We start from the raw sequence: 16,360 nt of genomic DNA on the forward strand, positions 1-16,360 counted from the left end.
GGACGGTTGGCACCCACCAGGGCACCGGGGCAATAGAGCAGCAGCTACCCGTATCGCGTTGGTGGGTGCGGAGCGTGCTCCGCACGGCCCCACCGGCACCCCGACGGAATTCCGTCGCACCCCTCTGCCCCGGCTCCGGCACACCCCTTGCATATCCCGGTGAAGCAACCCTCAGGAGCTTCACCCCGTGGCCGCAGCCGCTGACAAAACCAAGAAGACCGCCGAGAAGGACAAGGCCGCCAAGCCGCGCAGTCCGATCCTGATCACCGCATTGGTGGCCGTGCTCGCCGCCGCTGCCGCCGGTGGCGGCGTCTGGTTCTTCACCCAGTCCAAGCACGAAGAGAAGACCGCGCAGGCCCCGAAGAAGGCCAGTACTCCGGCACCGGCGCAGTACTTCGCGCTGGACCCGGCCTTCGTGGTCAATCTCAACGGCCCGGTCGACGGCCCGCGCTACCTGCAGCTGGAAGTGCAGCTGATGACCCGCGACCCGGCCGCACTGGAAGCGATCAAGACGCATGCCCCGGCCATCCGCGCACGCCTGCTGATGCTGTTCTCGCAGGTCAGCCCCGACCAGATCGCCGACATCGCCGGCAAGCAGAAGCTGCAGGCCGCTTCGCTGGCCGAAGTGCAGAAAGTGCTCAAGGCCGAGACCGGCAGCAACGGCGCCGACGATCTGCTGTTCACCAGCTTCGTGACCCAGTAAGGGCCCACCGATGAATGATCTGCTGTCCCAGGACGAGATCGATGCCCTGCTCCACGGCGTGGACAGTGGCGCGGTCGAGACCGATGCGGAACCGCCGTCAGGCGAAGCACGTTCGTACGACTTCGCCAGCCAGGACCGCATCATCCGTGGTCGCATGCCGACCCTGGAAATGGTCCACGAGCGCTTCGCGCGCCTGTGGCGGATCGGCCTGTTCAACCTGATCCGCCGTTCGGCCGAACTGTCGGTGCGCGGCATCGAGCTGATCAAGTTCAACGACTACATGCACTCGCTGTATGTGCCGACCAACCTGAACCTGATCCGCTTCAAGCCGCTGCGCGGTACCGGCCTGATCGTGTTCGAACCGACCCTGGTGTTCGCCATCGTCGACAACTTCTTCGGCGGCGACGGGCGCTACCCCACCCGCATCGAAGGCCGCGAATTCACCGCCACCGAAATGCGGGTGATCCACCTGCTGCTGAAGCAGACCTTCGCCGACCTGCGCGAGGCCTGGGCACCGGTGATGGACGTCGACTTCGAATACATCAACTCGGAGATCAACCCGCACTTCGCCAACATCGTGACGCCGCGCGAGTACGTGGTGGTGTGCCGGCTGCACGTCGAGCTCGACGGCGGTGGCGGCGACATCCACGTCACCCTGCCGTATTCGATGCTGGAGCCGATCCGCGAGCTGCTCGACGCTGGCATCCAGAGCGACCGCAATGATCGCGACGAAAGCTGGGGCCAGACCCTGCGCGAACAGCTCAACATCGCCGAGGTGACCCTGTCCAGCGTACTGGCCAGCAAGCGCATGACCCTGCGTGACCTGACCCAGCTGAAGGTCGGCGACATCCTGCCGATCGAGCTCAGCCCGCAGGTGCCGCTGTGCGTGGAGAACATCCCGGTGTTCACCGGCGAGTTCGGCATCGCCAACGGCATGAACGCCGTGAAGATCACCGCTACCCATCCGCCGGGCACCCGCCCGCGCGCACCCGTCATCCAGGAAGACCCGCAATGAACGATATCGACGCCCTCGAACCGACCCCGGCCCAGTTCGGCACCCTGCAGGCCGAAGAAGGGGCCGGCGCCGACCTCAACCTGGACGTGATCCTCGACGTGCCGGTGACCCTGTCCCTGGAAGTCGGTCGTGCCCGCCTGCCGATCCGCAACCTGCTGCAGCTCAACCAGGGCTCGGTGGTGGAACTGGAACGCGGCGCCGGCGAATCGCTGGATGTGTTCGTCAACGGCACCCTGATCGCCCACGGCGAGGTGGTGGTGATCAACGACCGCTTCGGCGTTCGCCTGACCGACGTGGTCAGCCCGAGCGAGCGGATCCGGAGACTGCGTTGAGCCTGCTGGCCTCCACACTGCTGGCGGTCGGCAAGACCGCCGCTCCGGTCGGCCCGCAGATCGGCCAGCACGCAGCCGCCGCACCGAGCCTGTTCGGCGCGGTGCTGGCGCTGCTGGCAGTGCTGGCGCTGGTCATCGGCCTCGGCTGGCTGCTAAAGCGCCTGCCCGGCAGCGGCTTCCGCCCGGCCGACGGCATGAAGGTGGTGGCCAGCCTGAGTGTCGGTGCCAAGGAGCGCGTGGTGGTGGTCGAGGTCAACGGCCAGCAGCTGCTGCTGGGCGTCACCGCTGGCGGTATCAACACCCTGCACACCCTGCCCGAACCGCTGCCGCCGCCCGCGCCGGTGCGCGTGCCGGACTTCAAGAACCTGCCGAATTTCGCCCAGCTGCTGCAGCAGCGGCTGCGCAAGGATCCCTGACATGCGTGTCACCCGTAACCGTCTTGCCACCCTGATGCCGTGGCTGCTGATGCTCGCCCTGTGCCTGTTGCCGGCACTGGCCTTCGCCGCCCCCGGTGCCCCGACCACGCCGCTGCCGGACATCAATGTCGGCAAGATCGGCGGTGCGCCGGTCAGCCTGCCGCTGCAGACCCTGCTGCTGATGACCGCGATCACCCTGATCCCGTCGATGCTGCTGGTGCTGACCTCGTTCACCCGCATCATCATCGTGCTGGGCCTGCTGCGCCAGGCGCTGGGTACCGGGCAGACGCCGTCCAACCAGGTGCTGCTGGGCCTGGCCCTGTTCCTCACCGCGATGATCATGCTGCCGACCTGGGACAAGGCCTGGAGCACCGGCATGGCGCCCTACCTCAACGGCGAGATCGACTTCCAGACCGCCTGGACGCTGACCACCACGCCGCTGCGCGGCTTCATGCTGGCGCAGATCCGCGAGACCGACCTGATGACCTTTGCCGGCATCGCCGGGCATGGCACCTACGCCAGCCCCGATGCGATCCCGTTCCCGGTGCTGGTCGCCTCGTTCGTTACCAGCGAGCTGAAGACCGCCTTCGAGATCGGCTTCCTGATCTTCATCCCGTTCGTGATCATCGACCTGGTGGTTGCCAGCGTGCTGATGTCGATGGGCATGATGATGCTGTCGCCGATGCTGGTGTCGGCACCGTTCAAGATCCTGCTGTTCGTGCTGGTGGATGGCTGGGTGCTGACCGTCGGTACCTTGGCGGCGAGCTTCAATCCGGCGTGATCGAGAGGCAGTCGAGCATGACTCGACTCTACAGAAGCACAGTCGAGCGCGGCTCGACGCTACATGAGCAGATGGAACCCGAATGACTCCCGAACTTGCCCTGACCGAACTGCGTGGCGGCCTGATCACCGTGTTGTGGGTGGCCGGCCCGCTGCTGCTCACCGTGCTGGTGGTCGGTGTGGTGGTGGGCGTGGTGCAGGCCGCGACCCAGCTCAATGAGCCAACCATCGCCTTCGTTGCCAAGGCGGCGGCGCTGACCGCGGTGCTGTTCGCGCTGGGCAGCCTGCTGATCGGCCACCTGGTGGAGTTCACCACGCTGCTGTTCCAGCGCATTCCACACCTGATCGGCTAGGACACGCGCTTCGATGGACGCCGCCACCCAGATGGCTGCCGACGGCCTGCAGGCCTTCGGCATGATCGGCACCGTGCTGTGGACCATGCTGCGCATCGGCGCAGTGGCCATGGCCATGCCGATGGTCGGTACCCGTGCCGTTCCCGCACGGGTGCGCGTGGTGCTGGCTGGCACCCTGGCCATTGCGCTGGCGCCGCTGCTGCCGCCGGTACCGGACTGGACCGGTTTCGATGCCGCCACGGTCCTTACCATCGCCCGTGAACTGGCCATCGGCGTATCCATCGGCTTCCTGCTGCGGCTGGTGTTCGAGGCCGGCGCGATGGCCGGCGAACTGATCGCCCAGGGCACCGGCCTGGCCTTCGCGCAGATGAGTGACCCATTGCGTGGCGGCACCTCCGGCGTGATCGGCCAGTGGTTCTATCTGCTGTTCGGCCTGCTGTTCTTCACCGCCAACGGGCACCTGGCGCTGATCTCGCTGGTGGTGGACAGCTACCGGGCGCTGCCGATCGGCGCCCCGCTGCCGGACCCGCACGCCTTCTTCAGCATCGCCCCAACCTTCCTGCTGACCGTACTGCGCGGCGCATTGACCCTGGCGATCCCGCTGACCGTGGCAATGCTGGCGGTGAACCTTGCGTTCGGCGTCCTGGCCCGTGCGGCCCCAGCGCTGAACCCGATCCAGCTCGGCCTGCCAGTGTCGCTGCTGCTGGGCCTGTTCCTGCTGGCGCTGCTGGCCGGGGAAATGGGTCCGCCGGTACAGCGCCTGTTCGATGCCGCCTTCCAGGCTGCGGACACGGTCACACACTGACCGGATCATCACGTTTTACTGCTTGCCCTTCCCCCGGGTCTGCGCGTTAGAGTGAATACGCGGCAACCGGGGGGATGCCGCACGTGGCCGGCGCCGTGCGTCGGCCTGCCTCATGCATGCCCCACCGTGGTTTCCGTCGACAGGCAGGTCCGGGAGACTGACGAATGCTGGTAGGCACGTACAACCCGTGGCTGGTGGCGATCTCGCTGCTGGTTGCCGTGATGGCTTCGTACACCGCGCTGGCGATGGCCGGGCGCACGGTCACTGCACCCGGCAAGGGCGCGGCGTGGTGGTGGCGCCTCGGTGGTGGCTTCGCCATGGGCCTGGGCATCTGGTCGATGCACTTCATCGGCATGCTGGCCTTCGATCTGCCCATTCCATTGGGCTACGACCTTCCGATCACCCTGCTCTCGCTTGCGCTGGCCATCGCCTCGTCAGTGTTCGCGCTGTGGCTGGTCTCGCTGCGCACCCTGCCCCATCCGCGGCTGGCCGGCGGCGCGCTGCTGATGGGCACCGGCATCGCCGGCATGCACTACGTCGGCATGGCGGCCATGCGCATGCAGCCGGGTATCGACTACGACCCGGGTTGGCTGCTGTTCTCACTGATGGTGGCGGTGGCCGCCTCCTGGACCGCGCTGTACGTGGCATTCCGGCTGCGCGCGCAGCGCACCCGCATCGGCGATCGCCTGGCGGCGGCGGGCCTGCTCGGCCTGGCCATCGTCGGCATGCACTACACCGGCATGGCCGCCGCGCGTTTCCCGGAAGGCAGCGTGTGTGGCGCTGCCGTGGGCGATGGCCTGCAGAACGAATGGCTGGCCATGCTGGTGGTGGTGCTGACCGTGGCGATCCTGGCCGTGGTACTGGTGGTGTCATGGCTGGACCAGCGCGTGGAGGCGCAGCTGCTCCGCCTGCGCAATTCGCTGCTGAGCACCTCGTTGACCGACGCCCAGCAGGAGTTGACCCAGGCCGCACTGCACGACCCGCTTACCCGCCTGCCCAACCGCCTGTTGCTGCAGCGTCGCATCGTGCAGGCGCTGGCCGAGGCCGAACAGGGCGGCAGCCGCTTCGCGGTGATGTTCATGGACCTGGATGGCTTCAAGCAGGTCAACGATGCCTACGGCCACCAGGCCGGCGATGCACTGTTGGTTGCGGTGGCCGAACGCACGCGCCAGCTGCTTCGGCCCAACGACATGCTGGCGCGGCTGGGCGGCGACGAGTTCGTGCTGGTGGTGCGCATCGAGCACGACGAGGACCTGCCGACGCTGGCCCGGCGCATCCTGCAGGCGGTCGGCAGCGGGCCGTTGCTGTCCGACAACGAACTGCAGGTGACCGCCAGCATCGGCGTGGCGATCTGTCCGGATCATGCTGCCAGCGAGCGGCAGCTGATGGCCTTTGCCGATGCAGCGATGTACCAGGCCAAGGAATCCGGACGCAACGCCTTCGTGCTGTTCGCCGACTGGATGAATGACAGCGCCGAACAACAGTTCCGGCTGCTGGCCGACCTGCGCCGGGCCATCGGCAGCGAGCAGCTGTTCCTGCACTACCAGCCGAAGATCCAGGTAGCCACGCAGAAGGTGGCCGGTGCCGAAGCGCTGATCCGCTGGCGCCATCCGGAGCATGGCCTGATCCCGCCGGACCGCTTCATCCGGCTGGCCGAACGCAGCGGTGCGATCAATGAGATCGGGCGCTGGGCGCTGGACCAGGCCTGCCAGCAGCTGCGCCGCTGGCACGATGCCGGCCACGAGGGCTGGTCGATGTCGGTGAACCTGTCGCCGGTGCAGTTCAGCTCGCCGCACCTGCTGCAGGATGTGCGTGAAGTGATCGAACGCTACGACATTGCCCCACGTCACCTGGTGCTGGAGATCACCGAAAGCACGGTGATGCGCGATACCGATACCAGCCTGCGCCTGCTGCAGGCGCTCTCGGCACTGGGCGTGGGCATCTCCATCGATGACTTCGGCACCGGCTATTCCAGCCTGCTGTACCTCAAGCGGCTGCCGGCCACCGAAATCAAGATCGACCACGCCTTCGTACGCGACCTGGAGCACAGCGCCGAGGACGTGGTGATCGTCTCGGCGATCGTGGCGCTGGGCCACGCGCTGGACATGGACATCGTGGCCGAAGGCGTGGAAACCGCCGCGCAGCGCGCCTACCTGGAGCGGCTGGGCTGCGACTACCTGCAGGGCTACCTGCTCGGCCGCCCGGTGGATGCGGCGCGCTTCATGCAGCTGCATGACCTGCCCCGGCCTCGGGTGGAGCTGGCGCAGAGCCCGCCGACGCAGCACCCGCCGGGGTAGATCCAGGCTGCGCTCCCACCTGCACCTGCTCTGGTAGATGCCAACCTTGGTTGGCACATGAACCCATCACGGAACACTTCTTGCACGCACCCCGGCATCCCCTGCCGCAGTGCCCGTGATGTCCGAGAACGAATCCGCCGGCGAAAAGACCGAACAACCTACCGAAAAACGCCTGCGCGACGCCCGTGAACAGGGCAACCTGCCGCGCTCGCGCGAGCTCGGCACGGCCGCCGTGTTCGGCGCCGGCGTACTGGCGGTGATGGCCATGAGCGGCTCGATCGGCCGCGGTGCAAGCGCCTGGATGAAGCATGCACTCAGCCCAGAGCAGAGCCTGCGGCAGAACCCGAAGGAACTGTTCGGCCACTTCGGCGACCTGCTGCTGCAGTTCATGCTGGTGATCGCGCCGCTGGTGCTGGTCTGCCTGCTGGCCAGCTTCGTCGCCCCGCTGGTGATGGGCGGCCTGCGCTGGTCGCAGAAGGCGATGATGCCCGACTTCAACCGCATGAACCCGATGAGCGGGCTCAAGCGCCTGTATGGCCCGGAAGCCATCGCCGAGTTCACCAAGTCGTTGTTGCGCGTGGCTTTTGTCGGCGTTGCCGCCGGGCTGGTGGTGTGGACCGGCTTCGACACCCTGCGCGGGCTGATCCACCACCCGCTGGAGACCGCCATCACCGACGGCCTCGGCTTCACCCTGCGCCTGCTGCTGGCCACCGCCGGCGCGATGCTGGTGCTGGCTGCCATCGATGCGCCCTACCAGCGCTGGAACTGGATGCGCAAGCTGAAGATGACGCGTGAAGAGCTGCGCCGGGAAATGAAGGAAAGCGAGGGCAGCCCCGAGGTCAAGGGCCGCATCCGCCAGCTGCAGCAGCAGATGGCCAACCGCCGGATGATGGAGGCGGTGCCCACTGCCGATGTGGTGGTGGTCAACCCCACCCACTACGCGGTCGCCCTTAAGTACGAGGGCGGCGCCATGAACGCCCCCAAAGTGGTCGCCCTGGGTGTGGATGAGACCGCCCTGCGCATCCGTGAAGTGGCCGACGGCAACAAGGTGGCGATCGTCTCCGCCCCGCCTTTGGCACGCGCCTTGTATCGGGAAGGCCAACTCGGAAAGGAAATCCCCGTGAGACTGTATTCGGCCGTCGCCCAGGTCCTGTCCTACGTCTACCAGCTGCGCGCCTGGCGCACTGGCCCGATGCCGGACGCCCCGCACATCCAGGTGGATGAATTCGGCAAGGGAGGCCGCCCGTGAGCGCCCAGCCCTCCACCGGTTTCAACACCCGCCGCGCGCTGGAAATGATCCGCCAGGGCCTTGGCGCACCGCTGATCGTGCTGGCCCTGCTGGCCATGGTCGTGGTGCCGCTGGCCGCGCCGGTGCTCGACGCCCTGTTCACCTTCAACATCGCCATCTCGCTGATGGTGCTGCTGGCGGTGGTCTACGTGAAGCGCCCGCTGGACTTCACGATCTTCCCGATCGTGCTGCTGATCACCACCATGCTGCGGCTGGCGCTGAACGTCGCCTCCACCCGCGTCATCCTGCTGAACGGCCAGAACGGCCATGACGCCGCGGGCAAGGTCATTGCCGCCTTCGGCGAGTTCGTGATCGGCGGCAACTACGCGGTCGGCATCGTGGTGTTCGCGATCCTGACCATCATCAACTTCGTGGTCATCACCAAGGGCGCCGGCCGCGTCTCGGAAGTGACCGCGCGCTTCATCCTCGACGCGATGCCCGGCAAGCAGATGGCCATCGACGCCGACCTCAACGCCGGTTTGCTGACGCGTGAAGAAGCCAAGCTGCGCCGCGAGGAAGTGCGCGAGGAAGCCGACTTCTACGGCGCGATGGACGGTGCCAGCAAGTTCATCCGTGGTGATGCCATTGCCGGCATCCTGATCCTGTTCATCAACATGCTCGGCGGCCTGGCCGTAGGCGTGCTGCAGCATGGCATGCCGTTCGGCGATGCCGCTGCCACCTACACCCTGCTGTCGATTGGTGATGGCCTGGTGGCGCAGCTGCCGGCGCTGCTGGTCTCCAGCGCCGTGGCCATGCTGGTCACCCGCGCCTCGCGTTCGCAGGACATGGCCCAGGCCATGACCGGCCAGGTGTTCGGGCAGTACCGTGCGCTGGCGATCACCGCCGGCATCATCGGCGTGGTCGGCCTGGTGCCGGGCATGCCCAACGTCGCTTTCCTGACACTGTCCGCGATCCTCGGCTTCATCGCCTGGAAGGTCTACCGCAAGGGCAAGGCCGCGGCCACCGATCCGGCAGCCGCAGGCAATGACGCTGCCGCGCTCAACGTACTCGGCCGCCCGGCCGCGCCGGCTCCGACTGCCGAACTGAGCTGGGACGAACTGCGCCCGGTCGATCCGCTGGGCCTGGAGGTCGGCTACCGGCTGATTCCGCTGGTGGACAGCAACCAGGGCGGCGAACTGATGGCACGCATCAAGGGCGTGCGCCGCAAGTTGACCCAGGACGTCGGTTTCCTGATCCCGTCGGTGCACATCCGCGACAACCTGGAACTGCCGGCCAACGGCTACCGCGTGCTGGTGCACGGCGTACCGGTGGCCACCGCCGAGATCCACCCCGACCGCGAACTGGCGCTGGACCCGGGCAGCGCGCTCGGCGCGCTGGAAGGCATCGCCGGCAAGGACCCCGCATTCGGCCTGGATGCCACCTGGATCCAACCGCACCAGCGTGCCCAGGCTGAAACGCTGGGCTATACCGTGGTCGATCCAGCCACCGTGGTCGCCACCCACCTCTCGCACCTCATCCGCGAACACGCGCCGGAACTGCTCGGCCACGAAGAAGTGCAGCACCTGCTGGCCAACCTGGCCAAGAGCGCACCCAAGCTCGTCGAAGATCTGACGCCGAAGGCACTGCCCCTGTCGGCGGTGGTACGCGTGCTGCAGAACCTGCTGATCGAGCGCATTCCGATCCGCCAGCTGCGCAAGATCGCCGAAGCACTGGTCGAACACGCTCCGAACAGCCAGGACCCGGCCGTGCTGACTGCCGCGGTGCGCACCGCACTGGGTCGTTTCATCGTGCAGGAGATCGCCGGAATGTCGGCGGAGCTGCCGGTGTTCACGCTCAACCCACAATTGGAACGTGTCTTGCAGGAGTCCACGCAGGGCAACGGCGCCGCGCTGGAACCCGGACTCGCTGAGCGACTGCACCAGAGCCTGGCCGAATGCGTCAGCAAGCAGGAAGCCCGCAACGAGCCCGCGGTCGTGCTGGTACCTGGCCCGGTGCGTGCCGCGCTGGCCCGCCTGGTCCGCCACAGCGTTCCGTCGCTGTCGGTCCTGGCCTACAGCGAGGTGCCGGAGGACAAGCGCCTGAAGCTGGTCGGAACGATCAGCTGACGCCGCCCTCCGATGCGCCAGAAAACAGACACCACTTTCGAACCAACGCAACAGACAGATACCAAGGGGAACCCGCACCGTGCAGACCACCGACCACCCGAGTTCTCCGACCGCCACCCCGCCGTCTTCGTCCCGTGACCACAGCATGAAAATCAAACGATTCGTCGCCGCCGACATGCGCTCGGCCATGAACCTGGTGCGCAAGGAACATGGTCCTGACGCCGTGATCCTGTCCAACCGCCGGATCGAGGAAGGCATCGAGATCGTCGCCGCCGCCAACTACGACGAGAGCGCCGTGCAGCGTGCACTGGAAGCCTCGCGTCGTGACATCGCTCCGCCGCCGGCGCCGAAGCCGCGCACCGCCGCCGACGCGGTGATCGCCGCGGTCACCCGCCGCCGCAGCAATACCCCGGCACCGGAACCGGTCGCCGCAACCACCTCGGCCGTGGCTGCCCTCGCCCGCGCTGCGGTCGGCGCCACCGGCCGCACCCTGGACAGCGCCGACGAGATCGTGCCGACCCGCGGCAGCACCGGCTTCGCCGCCACCCTGGCACGCGCCGCCGTCAACGAACCGGCGCTGCCGGATCAGATCTTCGCTCCGTTCGCCGAAGCCATCGTCGCACCGGCGCCCAGCACCGCCGCACCGGCCAACCGCGCCCGCTTCCAGATCGACCCGCCGCACGAGACGCATCACGAAAACTCGGCCCCGGCTGTGCAGCCGCCGCCGCTGCCGACCGCTGCCGTGACCGAAGCGCAGCCTGGGATCGTTGCCAGCGAACCGGCACCGGTCGAAGCCAGCGACGAAACCAGCGCTGCCCCCGTGCTGGCCCCAGCCCCGGCACTAACCCTGGTGGCCCAGGACGACGCCGAGATCCGCCAGCTGCGCCAGGAAGTGGCCGGCATGCGCCATGTGATCGAGCGCGAGATGAACCGCTTCACCGACGAGCGCCTGCGCGGCTGCCCGGTGCGCGCCACCGCGCTGGACCTGATGGACGAGTATGGCTTCGATGCCGGCCTGGCCCGCGACGTGGCCATGCAGATCCCGCTGGAGACCGAGGCCCATCGAGGCCGCGGCCTGATGCTGGGGCTGATTTCGCGCAAGCTGCCGATCGCCCCGGTCGACCCGCTGGAAGAAGGTGGTGTGATCGCACTGGTCGGCCCGACCGGCGCCGGCAAGACCACCACCATCGCCAAGCTGGCCTCGCGCTTCGCCGAGAAGCACGCGCCGCGTGACGTGGCCCTGGTCACCACCGACACCACCCGCATCGGTGCCCGCGAGCAGCTGTACGGCTACGGCCGCCAGCTCGGCATCGCGGTGCACGAGGCCAACAGCGGCACCGACCTGGACCAGCTGCTGGAACGTCTGAAGGACTACAAGCTGGTGCTGATCGACACTGCCGGCCTGGGCCCGCGCGACCGCGCCCTGGCCGCCCAGCTGCAGTGGCTGCGTGCCGCCCGCCAGGTCCGCACCCTGCTGGTGCTGCCGGCCAACACCAGCTTCGGCGACATGGACGAGGTGGTCCGTCGCTTCGGCGCGGCCAACCTGCAGGGCCTGGTACTGAGCAAGCTGGACGAGACCGGCCGCTTCGGCAACGCCCTGTCGGTGGCCGTGGACCATGCCCTGCCGATCACCTGGGTGACCGATGGCCAGGACGTCCCGGAGGACCTGCACCGGGCCAGTGCAGCCAATCTTGTACTTCGCCTTGAAGATTTGCGCCGCGCGGCCGATATGCCCTGCAACCCGGAGTTGAACCATGCCGTCGCGTGAGTACGCCAAGCTGACCAAGACCTTCCCGCTGTCGGCCACCCGCAGCGAGCCGCTCGGCCCTGTGCGCACCATTGCGGTCACTGGCGGCAAGGGCGGCGTGGGCAAGACGAATGTGTCGGCCAACCTGGCCGTGGCACTGGCTGGCATGGGCAAGCGCACGCTGCTGCTGGACGCCGACCTCGGCCTGGCCAACATCGACGTGATCCTGGGCCTGAACCCCACCTTTACGCTGGCCGACCTGGTCGCCGGCCGCTGCACGCTGGATGACGTCATCGTCGAAGGCCCGAACGGCGTGCTGGTGGTCCCGGCCGCGTCCGGCCGCCGCCACATGGCCGAGCTGGCCCCGGCTGAGCACGTTGGCCTGGTCAACGTGTTCTCCGAGCTGGAGCGCGAGCTGGACATCATGGTGGTGGACACTGCCGCCGGCATCACCGATGGCGTGCTGACCTTCTGCCAGGCCGCACAGGACACCGTGGTGGTGGTCTGTGACGAGCCGGCCTCGATCACCGACGCCTACGCACTGATCAAGGTGCTGTCGCGCGAGCGTGGCGTGGACCGCATCCAGGTGGTGGCCAACATGGTGCGCGACCCCAACGAGGGCCGCGTGCTGTACGAAAAGCTGACCCGCGTCTGCGAGAAGTTCCTTGCCGATGTCTCGCTGAACTACCTGGGCTGCGTGCCGCAGGACGATTGGCTGCGCCTGTCGGTGCAGCGCCAGCAGCCGGTGGTGAAGGCCTATCCGTCCAGCCCGGCGGCGCTGGCGATCACCGAGATCGCGCGCCGTACCGCGCGCTGGCAGGCGCCGACCGAACCGCGTGGCGGCGTCGAGTTCTTCCTCGAACGCATCCTCAAGCAGCGTGGGGTGACGGCATGAAAGGCGCAGCCCAGTACAGGGAAGTGCAGCGCTCGGCGGCGAACGAAGTCATCGCCCAGCATTCGGACCTGGTGCGGCGCATCGCCCACCACCTGGCCGCGCGCCTGCCAGCCAGCGTCGAGGTCGACGACCTGATCCAGGCCGGCATGATGGGCCTGATCGAAGCCTCGCGCAGCTATGACGCCGACCAGGGTGCTTCTTTCGAGACCTACGCCTCGATCCGCATCCGTGGTTCGATGATCGACGAGATCCGCCGTGGTGACTGGGTCCCGCGCTCGGTGCACCGCCGTGCACGTGATGCCGCCGCCACCATCCGCCGCCTGGAACAGAGCAGTGGCCGTGCCGCCAGCGCCACTGAAGTGGCCGCCGCGATGGAGATGCCGCTGCCCGAGTACCTGCGGCTGATGGAAGACGCTGCACGTGGCCAGGTGCTGAGCCTGGAATCGCGCATCGAGGACCAGGGCGAGCTGGACACCGTCGCCCAGGGCGGGCCGACCCCGCAGCAGGTACTGGAGCGCGGCGAGTTCGGTCGCGAGCTGGGCAAGGCCATCGGCCACCTGCCCGAGCGCGAACAACTGGTGCTCTCGCTGTACTACGAGCAGGAACTGAACCTGAAGGAGATCGGCGCGGTGCTCGGCGTGAGCGAGTCGCGGGTCTGCCAGATCCACGGCCAGGCGGTACTGCGCCTGCGTGGCCGGCTGAAGCTGTTCGAGGCTGCCGACGCAGGCCTCGAAGAATGAACATCCCCGAGGCGGCTGCCCCCGGCCGCCCGGAATGAACAACAAAGGAATTCTGCTTTGAACAAGAACATGCGCATCCTGATCGTCGACGACTTCTCGACCATGCGTCGAATCGTCAAGAACCTGCTGGGCGATCTGGGCTTCACCAATACCGCCGAAGCCGAGGACGGGCATGCCGCGCTGTCGCTGCTGCAGAGCCAGCCGTTCGATTTCGTGGTCACCGACTGGAACATGCCGGTGATGACCGGCATCGAGCTGCTCAAGGCGATCCGTGCCGATGCCAAGCTGAAGACCCTGCCGGTGCTGATGGTCACGGCAGAGGCCAAGCGCGAGCAGATCATCGAAGCCGCCCAGAGCGGCGTGAACGGTTACATCATCAAGCCGTTCACCGCGCAGACGCTGGAAGAGAAGCTCGGCAAGATCTTCGAACGCCTGGCGGCCAGCGCCTGATGGATACCACGGTCGACAAGAACGCCCTCGCCCTGCGCCTGCAGGAAGCCCTGGACGCACTCGAGTCCGGTGACGAGGCCGCCTGGCGGCAGCGCATCGACGGGCTGGTCGCGCTGCGCACGCAGCCGATGATGAGCGGCCTTTCGCGGCTGGCCCGCGAGCTGGGACAGGCGCTGGGCGAACTGCCGACCGTGCCGAGCGAAGCCGGCGAACTGGACGACGCCTGCGCGCGACTGGACCACGTGGTGGCGATGACCGAACAGGCCACGCACCGCACCCTGGACCTGGCCGAGGAATGCCGCAGCCTGACCGAACAGCTGCGCGCCGAAGGCCTGCAGCCGGGCCAGGACGCGCAGCTCGAGCGCATCCGCCACAACCTGACCGAGATCGCCCTGACCCAGAGCTACCAGGACCTGACCGGGCAGATCATCCGTCGCGTGGTCGGCATCGTCCGCCGCGTGCACGAAGGCTTCGGCGCGCTCGGCCTGCCGCCGGAACAGCATCGCACCGACCCGGAACTGGCCGGGCCGGCACTGAAGGGACTGGACCGCCACGCGGTCTCGCAGAACGACGCCGACGACCTGTTGTCGGATCTGGGGCTGTAAGCATGAGCGCGGTATCCGACGACATCACTGCCGATTTCATCATCGAGGCGCAGGAGATCCTGGATCGCCTCGGCGAACAGCTGGTGTCGCTGGAGCAGGCACCGCAGGACAGCGATCAGCTCAACGCGGTGTTCCGCGGCTACCACACGCTCAAGGGCGGCGCCGGCTTCCTCGGCGTCACCGCCATGGTCGAGCTGTGCCATGCCGCTGAAGAGGCGCTGGGCGCAGCACGTGCCGGCCAGGCCGTGCTGCAGGCCCACCACTTCGACGCGGCCCAGCAATCGCTGGACTACCTGCAATCGATGCTGGACGCGGTTTCCTCCGGCACCGAGCCGGGCTATGCGCCGCCGGACCTGATCGCACAGTTCGACGTGCACGGCGGTGCCGTGGCTGCACCCGCCGCCGCAGCAGCACCCACCGCGGGCGGCAGCGACCTGATCACCGACGACGAATTCGAGGCTCTGCTCGACCAGCTGCATGGTGGCAACGCGCCGACCGCGGTCGCGCCAGCGAAGAAGGCCGACGACGGACTGATCAGCGAAGACGAGTTCGAAGCCCTGCTCGACCAGCTGCACGGTGGCGCCGCACCGGGCACCAAGCCTGCGGCCGTGGTGGCACCGGCACCGATCGCAGCGCCGCGCCCGGTCGCCGCACCGGCACCGGCGGCGAAGCCGGCCGCCAAGCCGCTGGCCGAGGCCGAACATACCGTGCGCGTGGACACCAAGCGCCTGGACGCGATCGTCAACCTGATCGGCGAACTGGTGCTGTCACGCAATCGGCTCAAGACCCTGCGTGCACGCCTGCGCGATGAAGAGCTGGACCGCGCCGTGTCCACTCTGGATATCGCCACCGCCCGCCTGCAGTCGGCAGTGATGCGCACCCGCATGCAGCCGGTGGGCAAGGTGTTCTCGCGCTTCCCCAAGGTTGCCCGCGACGTCGCCCGCTCGCTGAAGAAGGAAGTGGACCTGGAACTGATCGGCGCCGAGACCGAGCTCGACCGCAACCTGGTCGAAGCGCTGGCCGACCCGCTGGTGCACCTGGTCCGCAACGCCATCGACCATGGCGTGGAAATGCCCGACCTGCGCGAGGCACAGGGCAAGCCACGGATGGGCCATGTGCGCCTGTCCGCACAGCAGGAAGGCGACTACGTCAGCATCGAGGTGCAGGACGATGGCGCCGGCATCGACCCGGAAAAGCTGCGTGCCAAGGCGCGCGAGAAGGGCCTGATCGATCCGGAAGCCGCCGCGCGCCTGAGCAGCGAGGAGTGCCTGCACCTGGTGTTCCTGCCCGGCTTCTCGACCAAGCAGCAGGTCACCGACATCTCCGGTCGTGGCGTCGGCATGGACGTGGTGCAGTCACGCATCCGTGAACTGAGCGGCCAGATCCAGATCCAGTCGGAACTGGGCCGTGGCAGCCGCTTCCTGATCCGCGTGCCGCTGACCCTGGCGATCCTGCCGACCCTGCTGGTGCAGGCCGGCGAGGACGTCTATGCGCTGCCGCTGGCCCGCGTGATGGAAGTGCTGCACGCGCCGCGCACCTCGCTGGGCTGGTTCGATGGCCGTGCCGTGCTCGACCGCCGCTCGCACACGCTGCCGCTGGTCGATCTGCGCCAGTGGCTGGATGTGACGCCGGCCGCCTCGCCGCTGCTGACCATCGTGGTGCTGCAGGCTGGCGAAGCGCGCTTCGGGCTGGTCGTGGACCAGGTACGCGGGCGTGAGGAAGTGGTCATCAAGCCGCTGCCGAAAGCGCTGCGCGGCCTGCGCGGTTATGCCGGTGCAACCTTGATCGGCGATGGTCGCATGGCGCTGATCCTGGACGTGGACGGGCTGCGATGAACCCCGCCGGGCCATGCCCGGCGCCCCGAAAAC

16 protein-coding genes are annotated in these 16,360 nt (G+C 67.8%); all 16 read left to right on the forward strand.

The features are described from left to right. Positions 1-187 precede the first annotated feature (187 nt). On the forward strand, positions 188-703 hold the full coding sequence (locus V3B64_RS02460; protein ID WP_049421892.1) for a flagellar basal body-associated FliL family protein: 516 nt from the start codon (positions 188-190) through the stop codon (positions 701-703). 10 nt (positions 704-713) lie between these two features. Then, positions 714-1,718 (forward strand): flagellar motor switch protein FliM, encoded by a 1,005-nt coding sequence (gene fliM / locus V3B64_RS02465; protein WP_032129211.1) that lies wholly within the window; start codon positions 714-716, stop codon positions 1,716-1,718. Then, positions 1,715-2,050 carry a flagellar motor switch protein FliN gene (gene fliN, locus V3B64_RS02470; RefSeq protein ID WP_012510967.1) on the forward strand — a complete coding sequence of 112 codons (336 nt, stop codon included), beginning with the start codon at positions 1,715-1,717 and terminating at the stop codon, positions 2,048-2,050. Before fliM ends, fliN begins: the two co-directional genes overlap by 4 nt. Beyond that, a complete protein-coding gene (gene fliO, locus V3B64_RS02475; RefSeq protein ID WP_032129212.1) occupies positions 2,047-2,466 on the forward strand; it encodes a flagellar biosynthetic protein FliO in 420 nt (139 codons plus the stop codon). The genes fliN and fliO overlap by 4 nt, the downstream gene beginning before the upstream one ends. Before the next feature lies 1 nt (position 2,467). Continuing rightward, positions 2,468-3,247: a flagellar type III secretion system pore protein FliP gene (fliP, locus tag V3B64_RS02480; RefSeq protein ID WP_329913556.1), complete on the forward strand. Its 780-nt coding sequence runs from the start codon at positions 2,468-2,470 to the stop codon at positions 3,245-3,247. Between the two features lie 82 nt (positions 3,248-3,329). After that, the gene (locus tag V3B64_RS02485; RefSeq protein ID WP_012510965.1) at positions 3,330-3,599 is read left to right on the forward strand and encodes a flagellar biosynthetic protein FliQ; all 270 of its coding nucleotides are present in this window, start codon (positions 3,330-3,332) and stop codon (positions 3,597-3,599) included. A 13-nt stretch (positions 3,600-3,612) separates the two neighbouring features. After that, complete coding sequence (gene fliR / locus V3B64_RS02490; protein WP_012510964.1) at positions 3,613-4,404, forward strand: flagellar biosynthetic protein FliR; 792 nt, start codon at positions 3,613-3,615, stop codon at positions 4,402-4,404. A gap of 164 nt (positions 4,405-4,568) precedes the next feature. Continuing rightward, a complete protein-coding gene (locus V3B64_RS02495; RefSeq protein ID WP_329913557.1) occupies positions 4,569-6,701 on the forward strand; it encodes an EAL domain-containing protein in 2,133 nt (710 codons plus the stop codon). Between the two features lie 118 nt (positions 6,702-6,819). After that, complete coding sequence (gene flhB / locus V3B64_RS02500) at positions 6,820-7,950, forward strand: flagellar biosynthesis protein FlhB (protein WP_107432403.1); 1,131 nt, start codon at positions 6,820-6,822, stop codon at positions 7,948-7,950. 44 nt (positions 7,951-7,994) lie between these two features. Further along, the gene (flhA, locus tag V3B64_RS02505) at positions 7,995-10,055 is read left to right on the forward strand and encodes a flagellar biosynthesis protein FlhA (protein WP_329913567.1); all 2,061 of its coding nucleotides are present in this window, start codon (positions 7,995-7,997) and stop codon (positions 10,053-10,055) included. A gap of 145 nt (positions 10,056-10,200) precedes the next feature. Further along, positions 10,201-11,823, forward strand: coding sequence for a flagellar biosynthesis protein FlhF (gene flhF, locus V3B64_RS02510; protein ID WP_329913558.1), 1,623 nt, complete (start codon positions 10,201-10,203; stop codon positions 11,821-11,823). Next, a complete protein-coding gene (locus tag V3B64_RS02515) occupies positions 11,810-12,697 on the forward strand; it encodes a P-loop NTPase (protein WP_049401182.1) in 888 nt (295 codons plus the stop codon). Before flhF ends, V3B64_RS02515 begins: the two co-directional genes overlap by 14 nt. After that, positions 12,694-13,437, forward strand: a complete 744-nt coding sequence (locus tag V3B64_RS02520; protein WP_049401180.1) for an RNA polymerase sigma factor FliA — start codon at positions 12,694-12,696, stop codon at positions 13,435-13,437. The genes V3B64_RS02515 and V3B64_RS02520 overlap by 4 nt, the downstream gene beginning before the upstream one ends. A 57-nt stretch (positions 13,438-13,494) precedes the next feature. After that, on the forward strand, positions 13,495-13,887 hold the full coding sequence (gene cheY / locus V3B64_RS02525) for a chemotaxis response regulator CheY (RefSeq protein WP_006365466.1): 393 nt from the start codon (positions 13,495-13,497) through the stop codon (positions 13,885-13,887). Continuing rightward, the gene (locus tag V3B64_RS02530; RefSeq protein ID WP_006442968.1) at positions 13,887-14,492 is read left to right on the forward strand and encodes a protein phosphatase CheZ; all 606 of its coding nucleotides are present in this window, start codon (positions 13,887-13,889) and stop codon (positions 14,490-14,492) included. The genes cheY and V3B64_RS02530 overlap by 1 nt, the downstream gene beginning before the upstream one ends. A 2-nt stretch (positions 14,493-14,494) precedes the next feature. Further along, positions 14,495-16,327, forward strand: coding sequence for a chemotaxis protein CheA (locus V3B64_RS02535; RefSeq protein WP_049401174.1), 1,833 nt, complete (start codon positions 14,495-14,497; stop codon positions 16,325-16,327). Positions 16,328-16,360 lie beyond the last annotated feature (33 nt).

The organism is Stenotrophomonas sp. SMYL86 (genome assembly GCF_036320025.1).
GTDB classification, from domain to species: Bacteria; Pseudomonadota; Gammaproteobacteria; order Xanthomonadales; family Xanthomonadaceae; genus Stenotrophomonas; species Stenotrophomonas maltophilia_A.

What these genes read in the sequence shown, in the direction of transcription:
- flhB (WP_107432403.1), top strand. Translation starts at nt 6,820, where the DNA reads ATGTCCGAGAACGAATCCGCCGGCGAAAAGACCGAACAACCTACCGAA.
- fliR (WP_012510964.1), top strand. Translation starts at nt 3,613, where the DNA reads ATGGACGCCGCCACCCAGATGGCTGCCGACGGCCTGCAGGCCTTCGGC.
- V3B64_RS02535 (WP_049401174.1), top strand. Translation starts at nt 14,495, where the DNA reads ATGAGCGCGGTATCCGACGACATCACTGCCGATTTCATCATCGAGGCG.
- flhF (WP_329913558.1), top strand. Translation starts at nt 10,201, where the DNA reads ATGAAAATCAAACGATTCGTCGCCGCCGACATGCGCTCGGCCATGAAC.
- fliP (WP_329913556.1), top strand. Translation starts at nt 2,468, where the DNA reads ATGCGTGTCACCCGTAACCGTCTTGCCACCCTGATGCCGTGGCTGCTG.
- V3B64_RS02485 (WP_012510965.1), top strand. Translation starts at nt 3,330, where the DNA reads ATGACTCCCGAACTTGCCCTGACCGAACTGCGTGGCGGCCTGATCACC.
- V3B64_RS02515 (WP_049401182.1), top strand. Translation starts at nt 11,810, where the DNA reads ATGCCGTCGCGTGAGTACGCCAAGCTGACCAAGACCTTCCCGCTGTCG.
- fliM (WP_032129211.1), top strand. Translation starts at nt 714, where the DNA reads ATGAATGATCTGCTGTCCCAGGACGAGATCGATGCCCTGCTCCACGGC.
- V3B64_RS02530 (WP_006442968.1), top strand. Translation starts at nt 13,887, where the DNA reads ATGGATACCACGGTCGACAAGAACGCCCTCGCCCTGCGCCTGCAGGAA.
- fliN (WP_012510967.1), top strand. Translation starts at nt 1,715, where the DNA reads ATGAACGATATCGACGCCCTCGAACCGACCCCGGCCCAGTTCGGCACC.
- V3B64_RS02495 (WP_329913557.1), top strand. Translation starts at nt 4,569, where the DNA reads ATGCTGGTAGGCACGTACAACCCGTGGCTGGTGGCGATCTCGCTGCTG.
- V3B64_RS02520 (WP_049401180.1), top strand. Translation starts at nt 12,694, where the DNA reads ATGAAAGGCGCAGCCCAGTACAGGGAAGTGCAGCGCTCGGCGGCGAAC.
- flhA (WP_329913567.1), top strand. Translation starts at nt 7,995, where the DNA reads ATGATCCGCCAGGGCCTTGGCGCACCGCTGATCGTGCTGGCCCTGCTG.